The organism is Microcoleus sp. B13-B6, assembly GCF_036705405.1.
GTDB lineage: Bacteria > Cyanobacteriota > Cyanobacteriia > Cyanobacteriales > Microcoleaceae > Microcoleus.
Genome location: NZ_JAUBUJ010000004.1, coordinates 55,668 through 73,463, shown reverse-complemented (window position 1 = coordinate 73,463; position 17,796 = coordinate 55,668). Strand labels below are relative to the sequence as shown.

The window sequence follows — 17,796 nt, the reverse complement described above, 5'->3', positions numbered from 1 at the left end:
GGTTGTTTTTTGCTGGCATCTCCTATGGTATCCTGTTTGGTCGGGTTGTTCCGGGAATTTACAAAAAATAATTTACCTTGTCGCAACAGTCGAGATATTTTAGCACTGTGGGGTCGAGTTTGAGTTAAATTAGAGTAGAATTCCGATCGATTCTCAGTCAACCTTAGCAGGAAAATAGAAATGGGGCAGTCTATTCTTACCATGCTCTTTGCGCTCATCCTCGGCTACGCTGTTAACTCAAGCGTCAAAATAGTCAGCGGTGGCGACGAAGCTTTAGTGGAACGTTTGGGTCAATACAAGCGCACCCTCAAGCCAGGATTCCACTTTATCAGTCCCCTGGTCGAAAAAGTCGTCTGCGTGGACACAAGCCGTGAAAGAGTTTTAGACATTAAACCTCAGTCAGCAATCACGGGAGATAATGTGGCTCTCGAAGTCGATGCCGTTGTGTATTGGCGGGTTGTGAATTTACAGAAAGCTTATTATGGAATCGATCAAATTGAAAATGCGATCGCCAACTTAGTTTTAACGACGTTTCGCGCTGAAATTGGTCGATTGCCCATGCAAGACATCTTGGGTTCCCGAGATGACATGAATAAAAAGTTACTCAAGAAGTTGGACGAAGCTACCGAAACTTGGGGTGTCAAAGTAATTCGGGTAGAAATTCAAAGCATTACACCTCCGAAAAGGGTGCAAGAAGCTATGGAATTGGAGCGCGCTACCAAGAGCGAGTGGCAAGCAATGGTCAATAAGGCGATCGGCACTAAGGAGTATATGAGGCTCTTAGTTGAAGCTTTAGACTCCCATCCGAATAGCAAGCAAGTTTTGAATTACTTAGTAACGGAAAAATACTTAGACGCTCAACAAAAATTGGGCGAAAGCGACAATGCCAAAATTCTGTTTATGGACCCCCGGAGCATGAGCGAAGCTCTGGGCGAGCTGATGGGTTCTATGCCCGATGTGGTTCATTCTGAGGGCGGGGAAATGAAAGTTATTGATACTCCCACTTCTCAAGACTGATTTCTGAAGATAGCGTCGGCAACCAGACAAACATCGTGCATTTCTCTGACATCGTGAACTCGTAAGATATCGGCCAAATTTGCGATCGCACCTGTACAAGCCGCCGCTGTCCCCCAAACTCTTTGTTTCGCTTCTGGCTGATTCAAAATATGACCGATGAAGCTTTTTCGCGATACTCCGACTAAAATCGGACAGTTTAAAACACGGAATTTTCGCAACTCTCGCAGAATTTCTAAGTTTTGACTGTAATTCTTAGCAAAGCCAATACCAGGGTCGAGAATTATTTGAGATTTGTCAATCCCCGCAGCAACTGCTGCCGCAATTCGACTCTCGAAAAATTCCCCAATATCCCCCATTAAATCGCGATAATCTGTCAGTTTTTGCATCGTCTGGGGAGTGCCCCGAATGTGCATCAAAATTATTGGAACTTTTAACTGAGCAACGGTTGACAGCATTTCCGAATCAAAAGTTGCTCCCGAAATATCGTTAATTATATCCGCTCCCGCCTCAACCGCAGCTTTCGCAACCTGCGCTCTGGTAGTATCGATCGAAATAGGAACTGAGCCAAAAATATCGGCTTTTTGTCGCAGTATTTGTACGAGAGGTATAACGCGATCGATCTCCTCTGCTAAGGATATTTCCACTGCACCAGGCCGAGTAGATTGACCGCCAATATCAATAATATCTACCCCCCCCGACTTTACCATATTTTCCGCTTGCGCTAAAGCAGATTCTATGGTATTGAAATCTCCGCCGTCGCTAAAACTGTCAGGGGTTACGTTCAAAACGCCCATTAAATAAGTGCGTTTCCCCCACTCGAAAGCTTGATTTCTAAGTGTAATTTTTGGGTTATGTGTCATGGCGATCGTGGGATTTGATATCTGACTGAACGCACGGGTAGCCAGAAACCGGGTTTTTTCACGACAATATTTCGTTGCCACCCACAGATTCTGTAAAAAACCCGGTTTCTTTGAGTCTTAATGCGTCCAAGACTGTTCAACCAAAACTTAACCAGCTAAAAACAGTATCAACTGTCAATTCTAATTCAATTTTATCAATTATTGGCAACAGAGCAGCACCTTTATACAGTTCTACTTTTTGTCCTGGAAATACTGCCAAAATACTCTCTTCTTCTGGATCTAGTAACCACCCCAACTCAGTGCCGTTTCGCGAACAGTGGAGTAAGTTACTCAGCACTTTTGTTTGGCTTTGGTTTGGAGAGAGAATTTCTATCGACCAGTCGGGATTAATGTCAAAGCGGTTAGCAATTCTACCAGACGGCAAAAAAGGAATTCTTTCCCATCGGAATACTGCTACATCTGGCACGATTGATGCGCCGCCAAAAGTGCAGCGCAACTCGGGAAAAGCATTGGCAATTTTCCGAGTTTTCGCTACTTGATTGATAGTCTTGCAGAGCTCACCTTGAAGTACGCTGTGTTCACCTTGAGGCATCGGCTTCTGAATGATTTGTCCCTCAAGAAATTCTGAGGCCGGTTCAGTTTCAGGAAGTTTGAGGAACTCGTCTAAGGCGGGTTTGGGTTTAACGATCGCAGTCATAGGTTAATTCTCCCGATCCGAGAAACACTGAACGGCACATCACAATTGTAGGCGATCGCTGTTTAATTCCCGCTGCCTTGTTCCCATTACCAATTAACAATTACCAATTAGCAATTACCTAATTACTGATAATTGACAATGCGCGAGAAACTCGCAGCTTCCAAACTCGCACCGCCTACCAGAACCCCGTCAATCTCAGGCATCGCCATAACTTCATCAATATTCTCCGGTTTAACAGAGCCACCGTACTGAATTGGCACGTCAGGATTAGTCAATTTACTGCGAATCAAACCAATAACTCGGTTAGCTTCCTTAGCTTCGCAAGTATCGCCAGTGCCGATCGCCCAAATAGGCTCGTAAGCAATGACTAACTTATTTTGGTCAACATCAACCAAATCTTTTGCCAACTGAGAAAAAATGTGAGCTTCAGTTTCGCCTGCATCTCGCTGCTGCTTGGTTTCCCCAACGCACAGAATCGGAATTAAATCGTATTTCTGAGCCGCTTTCAGCCGCAAATTCACCGTTTCGTCAGTTTCCCCAAAATATTGGCGTCGCTCGCTGTGGCCGATGATGACATAACGGACACCAAGTTCACTCAGCATTGGCCCGGAAATTTCCCCAGTAAAAGCTCCAGACTCTTGCCAGTGAACGTTCTGAGCACCGAGTCTGATCCGGCTGCCGTGCAAATTTTTCGAGAGGACAGCCAAGGAAGTGAAGGGAACGCAAAGCACGACTTCCCGTTCCTCTGGGGTTTCCGTCAGGCAGGACATGAATCCTTGAAGAAACTCTAGGGATTCTGCCCTAGTTTTGTACATTTTCCAGTTGCCAGCTATAACTATTTTCCGCACTATTTCTTTCAGTCCTTGTCCTTACAACGCAATTTATAGTCTAAAGCTTTAGCGTACCTTTCGATCCTTCATTGCCCAAACTCGATTCGAGCTTGCTCAACTAAGTCAACGGTGACGACTTCGGTTTCGGCTTCGCGGGCCAAGTGTTCTATGCGGACGCGAGCTTGTCCCCGGACAAAGTAGGGAATATTTTTCAGCTTCGCCTTGGCTTCTGGCGTCCATTTTAAATCATCGGAAAATTCGGAATCGGGCATGGCGTATTCAGCGATCGACTACAAGCCTTCATGTATCAGGCTTCGATGGAAAGCCTGGATGTATTAAATTTACCACGAGTTGCGATCGCCCCACACCTTCTCACTCTGCCTTAAATTTTGTTGCCTAAAATAGCCGACGCTTCTTGTAAAAGCTGATTCTGCTCTTCTCGAATTGCCTCCAACCTTGTCAAAATATTAGCAAGTCGTTCCTGAGACTCCAAGCTGTTTGATTCAACTCCCCTCAATTGTTGTAAACCTGAATTATTTTTGTATTCGGGATTCTTTGAAACCAATGAGTTTACAGCCACTCCACCGACATTACTTACAGATTTAGAGCCGAAACTCAAAACCCCTTGCATAAATTTTACAGGGCTTTGCAGAATAAATAACCAGCCTTTTGCAAACAAGCTACCTAAAGCCTGAAAAAAACCTAAGATCCTCAATATAAATAGCAGCAAAATTGCTAAAGATACCAAGGGGTGATTCACCAACCAGAAGACGAGAGGGTGAGAATAAATCCAATCTTTAATATTACCATTGATAGCACTTTGGATGGCATTGGAAGCGGCATCACTCATATTTCCCGCCTTGTTAATGCTATCTTCTAATGAAGCCTTAGCCTTTTCTGTAGCTTGATTTACACTCTCTACAGCTTGGCTAGTGCTTTGATTCAGAGTATTGACCGCAGAGTTAGTAGTTTGATTAATAGTTTCTTTCTTCTGTTGCCACAGAGTGAGAAACAGCATCAACAGCTTTGTTGGTACTTTCACTGACGCGACTAACTGCTTGATTCGCGACTTCCGATATAGAAATTCTAGTTTTTTCTGTTTTTTCCGCTACAGTACCTAAAGCATTCTTCGTAGCTTGATTAACAGTATTAACGGCAGAATTCGTAGTTTGAGTGAGAGCTTCTTTTGCCTGAGATTCAGTTTCGGAGAGAGAAGATTTGGGAGCATCTCATATTTGTAAAAATACTTCTTCTGGCTCCTTCCTTCTGCCTCTTTCCTTCTGCCTCTTTCCTTCTGCCTCTTTCCTTCTGCCTCCTGCCTCCTGCCTCCTGCCTCAAAACTCCAATTTCTAGCGGAGGGCTGCAAAGGTGAGATGCTCCCGAAGATTTAGCTTCTGCTGTTGCTTCGGAAACAGAATTAACTGCTTTTCCGACTTGTTCCGTCCAAACTTCTTTCGTTTTTTGAACGCTTTGAGAAAAATTTTGAGAAAAATCAGGGAGTGCTACTGCCATAGTAAGTGATCTCCATCAAGTTAATTGACTCTTTCCCAGTGATTATAGTATATAGCAATGCTTGCAGGAGTCATAAATTTTTTACCCCACTCCAACCCTCCCCGAACTCGCGGGGAGTCCGTAAGAAATTCACAAATGATGCGAGAATTGCTATAGTATAGCTTCCATACCCCCATGCTTTGAAAGATGGTGCCAACGCTTTGACGATGTGTTCCCTACTCAAGCCCAAAGACACGAGTTTATACACTATCTAGGGAATTATTGGGAGAAAAGAGACCAAAAACCTATCCCAGAGCGCGCAGAATGCTGTAAATGTTTCTTAACAAAGCTTACGCTTTTGTGCAGTCAGAGCTTCCTGGTGCGAACAAACGCTCAACCCAGGGCGAAGCTATACGTGAGAGTGTGACATCAGATGTATTTCCCAAAAATAGAGCGGACGATCGCTCAAATATGAGGCAGGAATTTGATGCACCTGAAAAAGTCTGAATTAAGTTGAGAAATATAGCCTATTATCCCAGCGACGATCGCGGGATAACTGGCGATCGTTCGTCAAAGCTCGCTCGGCGTTGTAAAAACTGTTTAACGCCCCCAAAAATAATGACATATTTACAAAAATTAGCGCAAGTTACCAGACTTTATATCTCCGAAAAAAAGCTATAAATTTTAAGTAGACTGTGGCTGTTGGTTTAACAAACCGGACGCTGCCTAAAAGGTTGTGGCGGAAGCTTAGATGGTGTATAATTTATGACATATTTGCCAAATTTTCACTTTCCATCCCAACCTCAAAATATGCTAGGGTAGAATGTTTCCAAAGCTTAAGATACACCATGACGTATGTATCAATCATTAGAAGACTCAGCCATTTCGACTAACCCATCTATGGAACCGTCCTCTCTAATTCTCATTGTGGATGACGATGCCTTGATTCGTTTGCAACTGCGACTGTATTTACAGAAGGAAAAATACCGAGTGGCCGAAGCTACAGATGGGTTGACAGGGCTAGTAGCCTATGAGGAAGTACATCCAGACCTCATCCTGCTAGATGCAGTGATGCCTACTATGGATGGTTTTGCTTGTTGTCAAAAATTATCTGAAGTGCCTGAGAGCGCTCGCCCACCTATTTTGATGATTACTAGCTTAGAAGACAAAGAATCTGTCGATCGAGCGTTTGCAGCGGGAGCGGCTGACTATATCACTAAGCCGATTCACTGGGCTGTTTTGCGACAGAGAGTGCGACGGTTGATTAAGCAATTCCACTTGCAACAGCAACAAACCCTACTTTACAACCAGCTAGAGGCCGCCAATCGACAATTAAAATACCTCGCGTCAATTGACGGTTTGACTCAGATTGCCAATCGCCGTCAGTTTGACCAACAGCTAGAGGAGGAGTGGCGACGCATGACGAGGCAGCAAACTCCTTTGTCACTGATTTTGTGTGATATCGATTTCTTCAAGCCTTACAACGATACTTATGGACACCAAGCAGGGGATCTATGTTTACAGCAAGTTGCGACAGCTCTCAATCGCAGTATTAATCGAGCGGGAGATTTAGTAGCACGTTATGGAGGTGAAGAATTTGTAGTGATTTTATCGGACACCGAGCTTGAGGGAGCCGTCCAAATCGTTAAGCAAATGCAGGCTCGCATCCAAGATTTAGCAATAGTTCATAAGAGTTCTCCGCATCATTGTATTACGCTCAGCTTCGGTATTACCAGTGTGATTCCTAACCAAGAAAGCTTACCAGAAACTTTAATTACTGCTGCCGATGCAGCACTTTATCAAGCCAAAGACAAAGGTCGTAATACTTTTTGTACCAACATTCATACAGTTAATGAATTCACCCGTTAAATCCTAAGGGTAAAAACTATGCCTCTCGTCATTTGGAATGACTCGTTAACTATTGGTATTCCCGAAATAGACCGCCAGCATAAACAATTGATCGATCAACTCAATACCTTAGTGGATGCCATGTTGGCAAACCGTGGGAAGGAAGAAATAAAAGGTATTGTAGATTTTTTAGACTTGTATGTAGCCCAACATTTCGGATTTGAAGAAAATTGTATGCAAAGATACAAATGCCCAGTTGCATCTAACAATGCAGCGGGGCATACCAAATTTATTAAAACACTGAGTGAAGTTAAACAAGAGCTACAAACCAAAGGGTCGAGCCTTTCCTTAGCCATTAAGGTTAATGAACAATTGCTAGATTGGTTCGTGAACCATATTAAAAAAGTCGATCGAGAACTCAAGTCGTGTATGAGTAAGCCTTGATTGCTGCTTGAAAGCTTAAATAATCGGTGGTGCGATCTTCAGGGAAACTGTCAGGTAAATAACAGATCGGCTCTATGGCGCTTTTTTTATCGGAATCAGGTCATATTCAGCAACTAGCGATTATAAAAGTTTATGGGAGGGGCTAGCTCAATGCGTAATAAAAGATGGTTAGGTGCGATCGCCCTTCTCACTGGTGCGGGTATTCTGGGCAACTATTTCAGTTTGTCTCTTTTCTTTGGGGTTGATTTCCTCTTTGGCAGTATTCCCATACTGATTATTACTTACTACTTCGGCTTGGGCTGGGGAGGCTTGGCTGGTCTAATTGCAGGCAGCTATACTTATATCCTGTGGCATCATCCATACGCCACGATTATTTTGGTAATTGAGGCTCTGTTTGTAGGGTTTCTTTGCAAGAAGCGCAAACAGCCAAATATCCTTTTATTCGATGGGATTTACTGGTTCTTAATTGGAATGCCCCTCCTCTGGCTTTTCTACGGTCAAATGATGCACATGGAGGCGAATCAGACCATCCTCGTTATGTGCAAGCAAGCAGTCAACGGCATTTTTAATGCCTTAGTTGCCAGCTTAATCATTTCGTATGCGCCGATTTATCGGTGGATTGGTGCTTCAAAGCATCTCGCCCTCTCTTTACAACAAACTATTTTTCATCTGTTGGTAGCTTTTGTCTTTCTTCCAGGACTGATGCTATTAGTTTTTGATGGTAGATCCTTGGTAGGTCAAATCCAAACGACGGTGCAAACGGAGTTACGAACAAACGCAAAAAGTCTCACTAGCGCAATATCTAGATGGCATCAGCGACATCTCTTAGCTTTGAATACATTAGCTGAAAAATCGCTCATGCCTGAAGCCGGCACTGCTGCTAATACAGCGATTAAATCATCCGAGGATCTACAACAAAACATTAGCCTGATCGAGCAGGTGTTGCCAGATTTCGACAAAATTTATGTTGCCGATTCATCGGGAACCATTTTAGCTACTTCTTCTCTTTTAAATCCAACCCGCCGGCGGTTGATGGAACAAAGCACGGAACATCAATCTCTAATTCCCCTGGCTCAAGAGCGGTTGAGACCTTGGATGACTCCTATCCACAAAGATATATTACTGGACGAACCTCATGTAGGATTGAATGTACCCCTGCAACTTCAAGGTAATTTTCTTGGGCTGGTCCACGGTTCATTAGGATTGAGCCAGATCAAAGCTCTCTACATTTTCCAGAGAAACAATCAGCAACTAGGCATTACATTGCTAGATCAAAACAACCGAGTCATTGCCAGTAATCAATCCGACCAAAAGCTTTTGACCAGTGTTCCGGGGTCAAAGGACGGCAGCACTCGCACCTTAGAGGGAACCTTGCAGCAGTGGCTTCCTAGCAAGGGCAAGAATCCGATGATCCGTTGGAAAAATTCTCTGTATATACAGGAATTTACCATTAGCCCCGCTCTGGACTGGAAATTACGCTTAGAAATTCCAGCCGATCCCTATGTAGAAAATTTACAAAATCGCTACAAGGCTGACTTGAGTATTCTACTCCTCGTCACAATGTTGGCATTTTTGTTTGCAACGCTGGTTAGCGAACGACTGGTCCAGCCATTATCCTATTTAGCTCGTGCGACTACTGACTTACCCAACAAGCTTTCAGAAGAAACATTTGAATGGAAACATAGCTCTGTTAGTGAAATCAATGAGCTTGCTGGCAATTTTCAATTGATGGCGATCGCGCTTTATCAAAAATTTAGGGAGATTAAACACGCCAACGCTACATTAGAACAGCGGGTTCAAGAACGAACGCAAAAATTATCCATAATCAATCGCTCTCTGAAAGCTGAAATTAAGAGACGTAAACAAGCCGAAACTGAACTAAGAACGAGAGAGGCGGCGATACGAGCTTTATATGAAGTCACTGCTACCCAAAATCTCAATTTTGAGCAGCGCATTCAAGCTTTGATTGACATGGGATGTCAGAATTTTGGGCTGGAAAGTGGCGTCTTGGCTCGTGTGCAAGATAACCGTTATGAGGTGATGGTTGTGCGATCGCCCGATGAAGTCCTGAAACCAGGTGATGTCTTTGATATTAAGCAAACTTTGTGCTGTGAAGCTTTAGACACAAATGAACCCCTAACCATCCAACATACAGGCACCTCAAAATGGCGTCACCATCCTGCCTATCTTGCCTTTGGCATGGAAGCTTATATTGGAACACGAGTTTTAGTTGCAGGCAAAGTCTACAGTACCCTCAGCTTTTCTAGTAAATCTCCCCGTGCAGACAGCTTTAAATCTGCCCATGTGGAATTACTGAAGCTGATGGCTCAGTGGATTGGTAGTGAAATCGAACGGCATCAGGCAGAAGTCGCTCTGCAAGCGAGTGAAGAGCGGTGGGAACTCGCCCTACGTGGTAGTAATGAAGGGGTATGGGATTGGAACGTCAACACTAATGAAGTATTCTTCTCGGCTCGCTGGAAAGAAATGTTGGGCTACGAAGACCATGAAATTTCCCATCACCTGGACGAATGGAGCAAGCGGGTGCATCCCGATGATCTCGGTTGCGTCTTGCAAATAATTCAAGATCACTTTGAGGGCAAAACTTCTTTTTATATTACAGAACATCGAGTTCTTTGTAAGGATGGGAGCTACAAGTGGATTCTGGCTCGAGGGCAGGCGCTTTCGGATGAAGCGGGCAAAGTTGTCCGTATGACTGGTTCTCAGAGCGATATTACCGATCGCAAAAACTTAGAGCAGGAAATTCAAGCCAGAGAGCAATTATTGAATGCTTTCTTTAAAGGAGCTTCCCTAGCAGGGGTGGGGCTGTGTATCCACGATCGGCAGTTTAAATTTTTACAAATCAATGAGGCACTAGCTGAATTTAATGGCCACTCTGTGGAGGCTCACTTAGATAAGACAACCGATGATATTTTGGGAGAATTTGCGCCTAGTGTAAATGCACTGTTACAACAAGTTTTAACGACAGGAAAACCTTCGATCAACTTGGAAATTAGCACAGCACTATCCAGTCAAATGGGTGTCAAGCGCCACTGGCTCGTTTCTCACTTTCCCATTTTCAAGGATGCAGAGCAGGCTATAGCAGTGGGTTGCATTCTAATTGAAATTAGCGATCGCAAACGAGCCGAAGCGGAACTGCAACAAATGAGTGCGGCCCTAGAAAATGCCGTGGCAGGCATTTCTAGGCTTGACCCTCAAGGACGCTATATCTCTGTCAATGTGACTTATGCTGCCATCTGCGGATATCAGCCCGAGGAACTGCTAGGGATGGAGTGGCCAACAACCGTTCATCCTGAAGATGTTGAGAAGATGGGGGCTGCTTATGAGCAAATGTTGAGAGACGGCAGAGTCGAAGCGGAAGCTAGGGGAATGCGAAAAGATGGCTCCAGCTTCTATAAACAATTGGTGATGGTTTCTGCTTATGACGAGCAAAATGTGTTTGTCGGGCATCACTGCTTCATGAAGGATATTACCGATCGCAAGGAGGCAGAAGAAGCACTACAACGACAATTGCAAAAAGCCCTACTGCTGAAGCAAATTACCCAAGAAATTCGTCAAAGCCTTAATGCTCAGCAGATATTTGAAACGGCTGCTATTCAGATTGGGCAAACTTTTGGAGTCAGTCGCTGCTTAATTAGCACATACCAGGACAATCCACTGCCTCAGTTTCCTGTCGTTGCAGAGTATCTAGGAGTGGGATATGGGCCCAGCGGGGAGCATGACCTTCTGGCGGGCAGTCCTGCTTATACAAAACGGTTGATGGCTCAAGATGAAGCGATCGCCTCCCCGGATGTCTACTGCGATTCATTGCTCACCTGTGCTCATTCTATTTGTACCAGTCTCAAATTGAGATCGACATTAGCAGTGCGAACCTCTTACCAAGGAGAACCGAATGGTGCCATTTGTTTGCACCAGTGCGATCGCTACCGTCGTTGGACTGCCGATCAAGTGGAGTTGCTAGAATCAGTGGCGACTCAAGTAGGAATTGCCCTAGCTCAAGCCCAATTACTAGAGCAAGAAACTCGACAACGAGAAGAATTAACTCTGAAAAACTTTGCTTTGGAGCAAACTAGACGGGAAGCAGAAGCAGCGAGCCGAGCCAAAACTGAGTTTCTGGCGATGATGAGCCATGAAATTCGCACTCCCATGAATGCGGTTATTGGTATGACGGGACTACTGCTGGATACAGAACTCAAGGCTCAACAGCGAGACTTTATCGAGACGATTCGCAATAGTGGGGATACCCTCCTGAGTATCATCAACGACATCCTGGACTTCTCCAAAATTGAGTCGGGCAAGCTGGAGCTAGAAATGCATCCCTTGAGCTTGAGAGATTGCATAGAAGGTGCGATCGACCAACTTGCAGTTAAAGCAGATGAGAAGGATATTGAGTTGGGCTACCTCATCCAGCCTCAGACTCCTAAGTTCATTTTGGGTGATGTCACCCGTCTCCGTCAGATTCTAGTTAACTTGCTCAACAATGCGATTAAGTTTACTGAAACTGGGGAAGTTACCATTTCCGTGGAAGCCTCTCTAGTTGATTCTGACAAAACAATTTCTGAGCCAGGGAACTCGTCAGAAAGCTTGTACGAAATCCAGTTTGCCATTCAAGACACAGGCATTGGTATTCCCGCCAATCGGCTCGATCGACTGTTCAAGTCTTTTAGTCAAGTAGATGCTTCGACGACTCGGCAGTATGGAGGGACTGGTTTAGGTCTGGCGATTAGTAAGCGACTTAGTGAAACTATGAACGGCACGATCTGGGTTGAGAGCGGAGGCCACGTCGGAGGAACCCCTTCACCAAAATGGCAAGCCGCTAAGCTTAATAGAGTCACAATGGGTTCCACCTTCTACTTCACGATTGTGGCATCCTCTGTTGCTACTGAGTTAGCGGAACCGATGGAAATGCTACCAGAACTATCTGGCAAGCGTTTATTAATCGTGGATGACCAGCCCACTAACCGACAAATTCTGACGTTGCAAGCAGAGAGTTGGGGGATGCAGAGTCTGGCTGCCCCATCGGGTGCGGAAGCGCTCAACTGGCTTGAGAGTGGAGAAGCGTTTGATCTCGCTATTTTAGATATGCAAATGCCACAAATGGACGGCCTCACACTCGCCTCAGCCATCCACCAGCATCCTAAGTGCCACCGTTTACCCCTAGTGTTGCTGACTTCAATGGGCTACCCAGAAGCGAGTTCTTCAGCGCTCTCCACCCACTTTGCGGCTTTTTTAAGCAAACCGATCAAACAATCCCAGCTCTATCAAATACTGATCCATGTGCTACAAGCTCAACCGAAAAAAGTTCAACAACAGCTTCCTATATCTGTCGAGGATGATATGAAACTAGCCCAGAGACTCCCACTGCGAATTCTTTTAGCAGAAGATCATCTGGTAAATCAGAAGGTCGCACTGCTGCTGTTAGAGCGTTTGGGATACCGGGCCGATATTGCTGCCAATGGATTGGAAGTTTTGGAAGCCCTGAATCGCCAGCCTTATGATGTAGTGCTGATGGATGTACAAATGCCAGAGATGGATGGACTAGAAGCCAGCCGTCGTATTTGCCAGGAGTGGCCGGCTCCTACTCGTCCCTGGATTATTGCAATGACGGCAAATGCCATGCAGGGCGATCGCCAAGTTTGTCTTGATGCTGGCATGAATGACTATATCAGTAAACCAATTCGACTAGAGGCTCTCAACCAAGCGCTGAGTCAGTGTCAACCCAACCCGGAACCGCAACAGGCCCAAAAGGAGGAATCAGATAGTAACAAGCCAAAAATTGATAGGCCAGCGGTTAACCTCACTGAACTGCAAGCCTTCTGTAGCAGCATCGATCAAGATTCAACCGAGATTTTGAGCTTGCTAGCTAACTGCTACTTGGAGGAAGCCGTAAAGTTGCTAGAAGCTATGAAATTAGCGATCGCCCAAGGGGATACTCAAGCCCTAAACCGAGCGGCCCATACCCTCAAAGGCAGTAGTGCGAATCTAAGCGCGGCTCCTCTGGCCCACCTTTGTGCCACGTTAGAAGTCATCAGTACCTCTGGTCAACTCGATCGAGCCTCCTCCCTATTTGCTCAAATCGAGGTTGAGTACGATCGTGTCAAGAATACTCTCCAACAAGAACTACAAGCATAGCGAAACTAATCTATGAAAGTCAATTAAATAGGCATCTTTTGGCATCAGGACTTAGGCAACTGTCACACGCGATGCCGCAACCGGGTTATGCGATCGCATCTGCATCTGCGTAAATGGGCGTCAATCCATTGTCATCTGCGGTTAAGAAATTTTCTTTTTTTAACAGCAGATGAGGGCAGATAAACACAGATTAACGCAGATGAATGAGATCAATTCCGGCTGCACCCTGCGTGATTGTTGAGTGTTGACTGTTGGCTGGATTTTAAAATAATAGACCTCTTGCAAAAATCCTTTTCCTCAATTGATGGGACGGGTTCTGAGACCCATCCCACAAGAGTTATTTTTTCTTGTGGGATGGGCCCCAGAGCCCGTCCTAATTATTTTTGCAAGAGGTCTCATGACTAATGACTAATGACTAATGACTAATGACTAATGACTGCTGTCGAAGCGGAATTTCGATCGCAAACTCAGTACCTTTCCCCACTTCCGAATTGCATTTTAAAACACCGCCGTGTTTTTCTACCACAATTTGGTAACTAATTGACAGGCCCAATCCAGTACCTTTTCCCACTGCCTTAGTCGTGAAAAAAGGGTCAAATATGCGTTGTCTCATAGATTCCGAAATTCCAGTACCGTTATCAGAAATCCGAATCACCGCGCTAGGAATAGTACCATTAAGTTGACCGACAGCAGTCGAGATTTTAATTTGAGGAGCTCCAGATTGACCAGCGAGCAACTTGTGCGATTCCAAAGCATCGATCGCATTCCCGATTACATTCATAAACACCTGATTCAACTGTCCAGCATAACACTCAACTCGAGGCAAAATGCCGTATTCTTTCACTAGCACAATGTTTGCACCGTCCGCATTAGATTTCAGTCTGTGCTGTAAAATTAACAGCGTGCTGTCAATGCCCTCGTGAATATCAACCGCCTTCATTTGACTTTCGTCAAGACGAGAGAAATTCCTTAAAGACAGAACTATTTGACGGATGCGATCGGCTCCCACCTTCATTGACGATAGCAATTTTGGCAAATCTTCTAGCAGAAATTCCAAGTCAATATCTTCACTCAATTTTTCTATTTCAGGACTATAATCGGGATATTGCTGCTGGTAAAGTTCCAGCAAACTCAGTAAGCTAGCAGTATATTCACTAGCGTGATTGAGATTGCCGTAAATAAAATTAACCGGATTGTTAATTTCGTGAGCAATCCCGGCTACCAGTTGCCCCAAACCAGACATTTTTTCAGTTTGAATCAATTGAGCTTGAGTGTGTTGCAAATCTTTTAAACTTTGAGCGATTTGTTCTGCTTGGCGTCTGGTTTGAGCCAGCAAATCGGCTTGTTGGATAGCAACGCCTAATTGATTGGCAATCTGAGCTAAAAAGTTGACTTCTGAACTTTCCCAACAGCGGGGCCCAGAATGTTGATACGCTGTCAGCAAACCCCAAAGTTCTTGTCCTACAAAAATCGGCGCGATCGCATAAGCCTTCACCTGAAATTGCTCTAAAATACCAAGGTCACACTCCGAGTGGCAAACTTGATAGATATCGTCAACGGCTAGAGTTTCATTATTGGCATATCTGCCGCCTCGGTTTGACTGCAAATAAGTATCTTGCCAAACCGTATTGATACCTTCGCCTACCAATTTTATCCAGCCATCTTTCACAAACTCTGCCACATAATGGCCGCTCCAATCAGGATTAAATTGATAGACAGCAATTCTATCAACTTGCATAAACTGACACACTTCTTGGGTGGCAGTCTGAAAAATCGCGTTGATATCGAGAGATTCTCGAATCTTAGCCACCACTTCAAACAGTATCCGCTGTTGCTCGGCTGCCCACTGCAAATCAACTGATTGCTGCCGCGTTTTAGCCAACAAATCTGCTTGTTCTAATCCTACACTCAACTGAATTCCCACTTGCGTAGCAAACTGAATTTCCGAAGTGTTCCAATGGCGCAAACCGCTGCACTGGTGCACGCACAGCAAACCCCAAAGTTGGCTGCCATTCATCAGTGGCATAATCACCTGAGCTCTAATTTGAAATTGAGCTAAAAGAGCAACATGGCAGTCTGAAAGTCCAGCATTTTCGACATCTTGTAGCACTTGAATCTGTCCCTGACTATATTTTTTAGCATAGTTTTCGCTAAAGAAATGATCGCGAACTTTTACATTCATTGCCGAAGAAAAACCAGGCAAAACATCTTCGGTAATAAATTCGCCTTCATTAAAGTTTAAACTAGGATCGAAGCGATAAATGCCAACTCTATCGGCCTTTAATATCCGCCGCACTTCGGTAGTTGTAGTACGAAAAATTGTATCTAAATCGAGAGATTGTCGAATCTTAGTAACTACCTCAAACAGTATTCGCTCCTGCTCTGCTACCCGCTGCAACTCAACTGCTTGCTGCTGAGTTTGAGCGAGCAAATCTGCTTGTTCTAGGGCGATACTGAGCTGAGCGGAAATTTGGGTAGCAAACTTAATTTCGGAAGATTCCCAGTTGCGGGGAGCCGAACATTGGTGTACGCACAGCAACCCCCAAAGGTCGTTGCCTTTCATAATCGGTGCAACTAAAGTAGCTTTGACCTGAAATTGCTCCAAGACTTGCTCAAAGCAATCTTCCAGTCCGGCTTGTGTGATGTCAGACATGGCGTGAACTCGCCCCTGAGAGTAGAGATTGGCGTAGTTTTCTCCAAAGCAGCGATCGTGCACTTTGACTGCCATTGCTGACCGAAAATCTGGCAAAACATCTTCGGCAACGAATTCGCCGTCCTTAAATTCTGATGCGGAATCGAAGCGGTAAACTGCCACTCTCTCTGCATTTAAAGCCCGCCGCACTTCCTGGGACATCGTGCTAAAAATCTTGTTTAAGTCGAGGGATTGCCGCATTTTTGCCACCACTTCAAACAGCACTCGTTGGTGTTGGGTCAACTGCTGTAGTTGAGCAGTGCGCTTTTGAACTTGATTTTCTAAATTTGTGTTAAGTTCCTCTATTTGTTGATCGAGTTGGTAGTGGTTAATAGCATTAGAAAAGTGGTTGCCCAAAATTTGGAGCAATTCAATTTCTTCAGCCTTCCATTCGCGAATTTGGGCAGCTTTTGACTCTTTCCACGCTTCAAAAGATATCCGAGATTGGGCGAGCCGCTCGTCGCTATCAAACTGTCTAGCCCAGAGAGTTTCGGTGTCAAATTCTTCTCGAAAAATGGTCAAGTAACCGAATATTTGCTGGCGGGTTATGAGCGGTACGATTAAAATGCTGCGAATTTTGGTCGATCGAAATGCAGGTTGCAGGCTTCTCAAACTGCTAATTTGGTACAAATCGGGAATTGCCCAAACCTGTTGCTCGCCGGATTTAAAATATTCGTGCCAGACGCTGTATTGCTCAACCTGCGGGTATTTGGCCGAAATTGGCATCTTCGGCCCTGAGCCGCAAGTGTAGACTGTGAGTTCCCGATTCGAGTTATCCGAATAGGGAACTAGATTCGTAACTTTGCTGCTGTCGCAAACGAATGGCGTGGCGAAAATGCACAGCCTGCCGCCGGCTGCATCTAGTGCTGCTACCGATTCTGCCAAAGCTGTTTGGAGTTCAATCGCCGGCGGGGAGTTAAGGGCAGTGGCGACGCGGTTGACGGCAGCTTCCCGTTGAGCTTTCGCCCTCGCTCTGGCGAGGAGGGTTGATTGGGCTATGGCGACGCCGAGCTGATCTGCCACCGTCTGAACGCCTTGGAGTTCGTTTTCTGTCACACTCCGGGACTCGGAGTGGTGAGATACCAACAACCCCCAGAATTCTTCGCCGTGAAAAATTGGTACTACCAAGCAAGCCTTGACGCCCAGTGCAGTCAAGTATTCAGCGTGGCAGGGGTCAACCGCACGAAAGCGCATTTCGTCGTCGGGCAGCAGTTGGCCGGAAACCGCCTCGCGACGCGGACTTTGGCCTAGCAGCCCGGAATCTATATCGACGATCGATCGCACCTGTAGTTGCGCGAACATTTCGCGGGCGTGAGGGGGAATATCGTCTGCGGGAAAATGCAGCCCCAATAGGGATGGCAAGCGGTTGCCGTTAATTGATTCGGCAATCACTTCACCGCTACCGTCGCTATGAAATTTGTAGATTTTTACTCTGTCTGTTCCCAAGAACGATTGAACTTCGGCTGCTGTTGCGCTCAGAATTTCGGGTAGTTCTAGAGAGTGGCGAATGCGCTTGGCGATGCGTTCGAGCAAATTTGCTCGATCGAACCTCACCTTGACATTTTCGATCTTTAATGAGTCCATTATTAATCTTTTGCTTTCCTAGCAATAATAGTAAGCGGCCCAAAACTTTTGTGCCTGTTAAAAAATTCGGCAAGCACAGCCATTTAATAAAATATAAATATGCTGAGGGCGATCGTCGATTAGTTTTGCACCTGTAGCGATCGGCCTTCAAATTGCAACTTTCCATTGCAACTTTCCATTGCA

Annotated in this window: 12 protein-coding genes; 5 read left to right on the top strand and 7 right to left on the bottom strand. The window is 45.2% G+C overall.

Annotated elements, in window-relative coordinates; all coding sequences use genetic code 11:
- The first annotated feature begins 180 nt into the window (after positions 1–180).
- Positions 181–1,017 carry a stomatin-like protein gene (locus QUB35_RS02890; RefSeq protein WP_333139210.1) on the top strand — a complete coding sequence of 279 codons (837 nt, stop codon included), beginning with the start codon at positions 181–183 and terminating at the stop codon, positions 1,015–1,017.
- Here the strand turns inward: QUB35_RS02890 and folP are convergent.
- The 6 genes from folP to QUB35_RS02860 all read right to left on the bottom strand — a co-directional run bounded on the left by folP (position 1,008) and on the right by QUB35_RS02860 (position 4,916).
- The gene (gene folP, locus QUB35_RS02885) at positions 1,008–1,877 is read right to left on the bottom strand and encodes a dihydropteroate synthase (RefSeq protein ID WP_333139208.1); all 870 of its coding nucleotides are present in this window, start codon (positions 1,875–1,877) and stop codon (positions 1,008–1,010) included. The genes QUB35_RS02890 and folP overlap by 10 nt on opposite strands.
- Positions 1,878–2,013: 136 nt before the next feature.
- Positions 2,014–2,574, bottom strand: coding sequence for a Uma2 family endonuclease (locus QUB35_RS02880; RefSeq protein WP_333139206.1), 561 nt, complete (start codon positions 2,572–2,574; stop codon positions 2,014–2,016).
- Positions 2,575–2,696: 122 nt separating this feature from the next.
- Entirely contained in the window at positions 2,697–3,422 is a 726-nt protein-coding gene (gene tpiA / locus QUB35_RS02875; RefSeq protein WP_445251421.1) for a triose-phosphate isomerase, read from the bottom strand.
- 68 nt (positions 3,423–3,490) lie between these two features.
- Entirely contained in the window at positions 3,491–3,676 is a 186-nt protein-coding gene (locus tag QUB35_RS02870) for a PCP reductase family protein (RefSeq protein WP_333139202.1), read from the bottom strand.
- A gap of 110 nt (positions 3,677–3,786) precedes the next feature.
- On the bottom strand, positions 3,787–4,446 hold the full coding sequence (locus QUB35_RS02865) for a hypothetical protein (RefSeq protein WP_333139200.1): 660 nt from the start codon (positions 4,444–4,446) through the stop codon (positions 3,787–3,789).
- A 155-nt stretch (positions 4,447–4,601) separates the two neighbouring features.
- Positions 4,602–4,916, bottom strand: a complete 315-nt coding sequence (locus QUB35_RS02860) for a hypothetical protein (RefSeq protein ID WP_333139198.1) — start codon at positions 4,914–4,916, stop codon at positions 4,602–4,604.
- 312 nt (positions 4,917–5,228) lie between these two features.
- On the opposite strand from QUB35_RS02860, the gene QUB35_RS02855 reads away from it, so the two are divergent.
- The 4 genes from QUB35_RS02855 to QUB35_RS02840 all read left to right on the top strand — a co-directional run bounded on the left by QUB35_RS02855 (position 5,229) and on the right by QUB35_RS02840 (position 13,337).
- Positions 5,229–5,402 (top strand): hypothetical protein, encoded by a 174-nt coding sequence (locus QUB35_RS02855; RefSeq protein WP_333139196.1) that lies wholly within the window; start codon positions 5,229–5,231, stop codon positions 5,400–5,402.
- Positions 5,403–5,750: 348 nt separating this feature from the next.
- Positions 5,751–6,764 (top strand): PleD family two-component system response regulator, encoded by a 1,014-nt coding sequence (locus QUB35_RS02850; RefSeq protein WP_333139194.1) that lies wholly within the window; start codon positions 5,751–5,753, stop codon positions 6,762–6,764.
- A gap of 18 nt (positions 6,765–6,782) precedes the next feature.
- Positions 6,783–7,187, top strand: a complete 405-nt coding sequence (locus QUB35_RS02845; RefSeq protein ID WP_333139192.1) for a hemerythrin family protein — start codon at positions 6,783–6,785, stop codon at positions 7,185–7,187.
- Positions 7,188–7,337: 150 nt separating this feature from the next.
- Positions 7,338–13,337 carry a response regulator gene (locus QUB35_RS02840; protein ID WP_333139190.1) on the top strand — a complete coding sequence of 2,000 codons (6,000 nt, stop codon included), beginning with the start codon at positions 7,338–7,340 and terminating at the stop codon, positions 13,335–13,337.
- 415 nt (positions 13,338–13,752) lie between these two features.
- Here QUB35_RS02840 and QUB35_RS02835 read toward each other — a convergent pair whose 3' ends face one another.
- Positions 13,753–17,613: a GAF domain-containing protein gene (locus QUB35_RS02835; RefSeq protein WP_333139188.1), complete on the bottom strand. Its 3,861-nt coding sequence runs from the start codon at positions 17,611–17,613 to the stop codon at positions 13,753–13,755.
- Between the last annotated feature and the right edge of the window lie 183 nt (positions 17,614–17,796).

Excerpts from the sequence above, each read along its gene's own strand:
- QUB35_RS02870 (WP_333139202.1), bottom strand. The coding sequence starts at position 3,676 with ATGCCCGATTCCGAATTTTCCGATGATTTAAAATGGACGCCAGAAGCC.
- QUB35_RS02850 (WP_333139194.1), top strand. The coding sequence starts at position 5,751 with ATGTATCAATCATTAGAAGACTCAGCCATTTCGACTAACCCATCTATG.
- QUB35_RS02835 (WP_333139188.1), bottom strand. The coding sequence starts at position 17,613 with ATGGACTCATTAAAGATCGAAAATGTCAAGGTGAGGTTCGATCGAGCA.
- QUB35_RS02880 (WP_333139206.1), bottom strand. The coding sequence starts at position 2,574 with ATGACTGCGATCGTTAAACCCAAACCCGCCTTAGACGAGTTCCTCAAA.
- QUB35_RS02840 (WP_333139190.1), top strand. The coding sequence starts at position 7,338 with ATGCGTAATAAAAGATGGTTAGGTGCGATCGCCCTTCTCACTGGTGCG.
- QUB35_RS02890 (WP_333139210.1), top strand. The coding sequence starts at position 181 with ATGGGGCAGTCTATTCTTACCATGCTCTTTGCGCTCATCCTCGGCTAC.
- QUB35_RS02860 (WP_333139198.1), bottom strand. The coding sequence starts at position 4,916 with ATGGCAGTAGCACTCCCTGATTTTTCTCAAAATTTTTCTCAAAGCGTT.
- QUB35_RS02845 (WP_333139192.1), top strand. The coding sequence starts at position 6,783 with ATGCCTCTCGTCATTTGGAATGACTCGTTAACTATTGGTATTCCCGAA.
- QUB35_RS02855 (WP_333139196.1), top strand. The coding sequence starts at position 5,229 with ATGTTTCTTAACAAAGCTTACGCTTTTGTGCAGTCAGAGCTTCCTGGT.
- folP (WP_333139208.1), bottom strand. The coding sequence starts at position 1,877 with ATGACACATAACCCAAAAATTACACTTAGAAATCAAGCTTTCGAGTGG.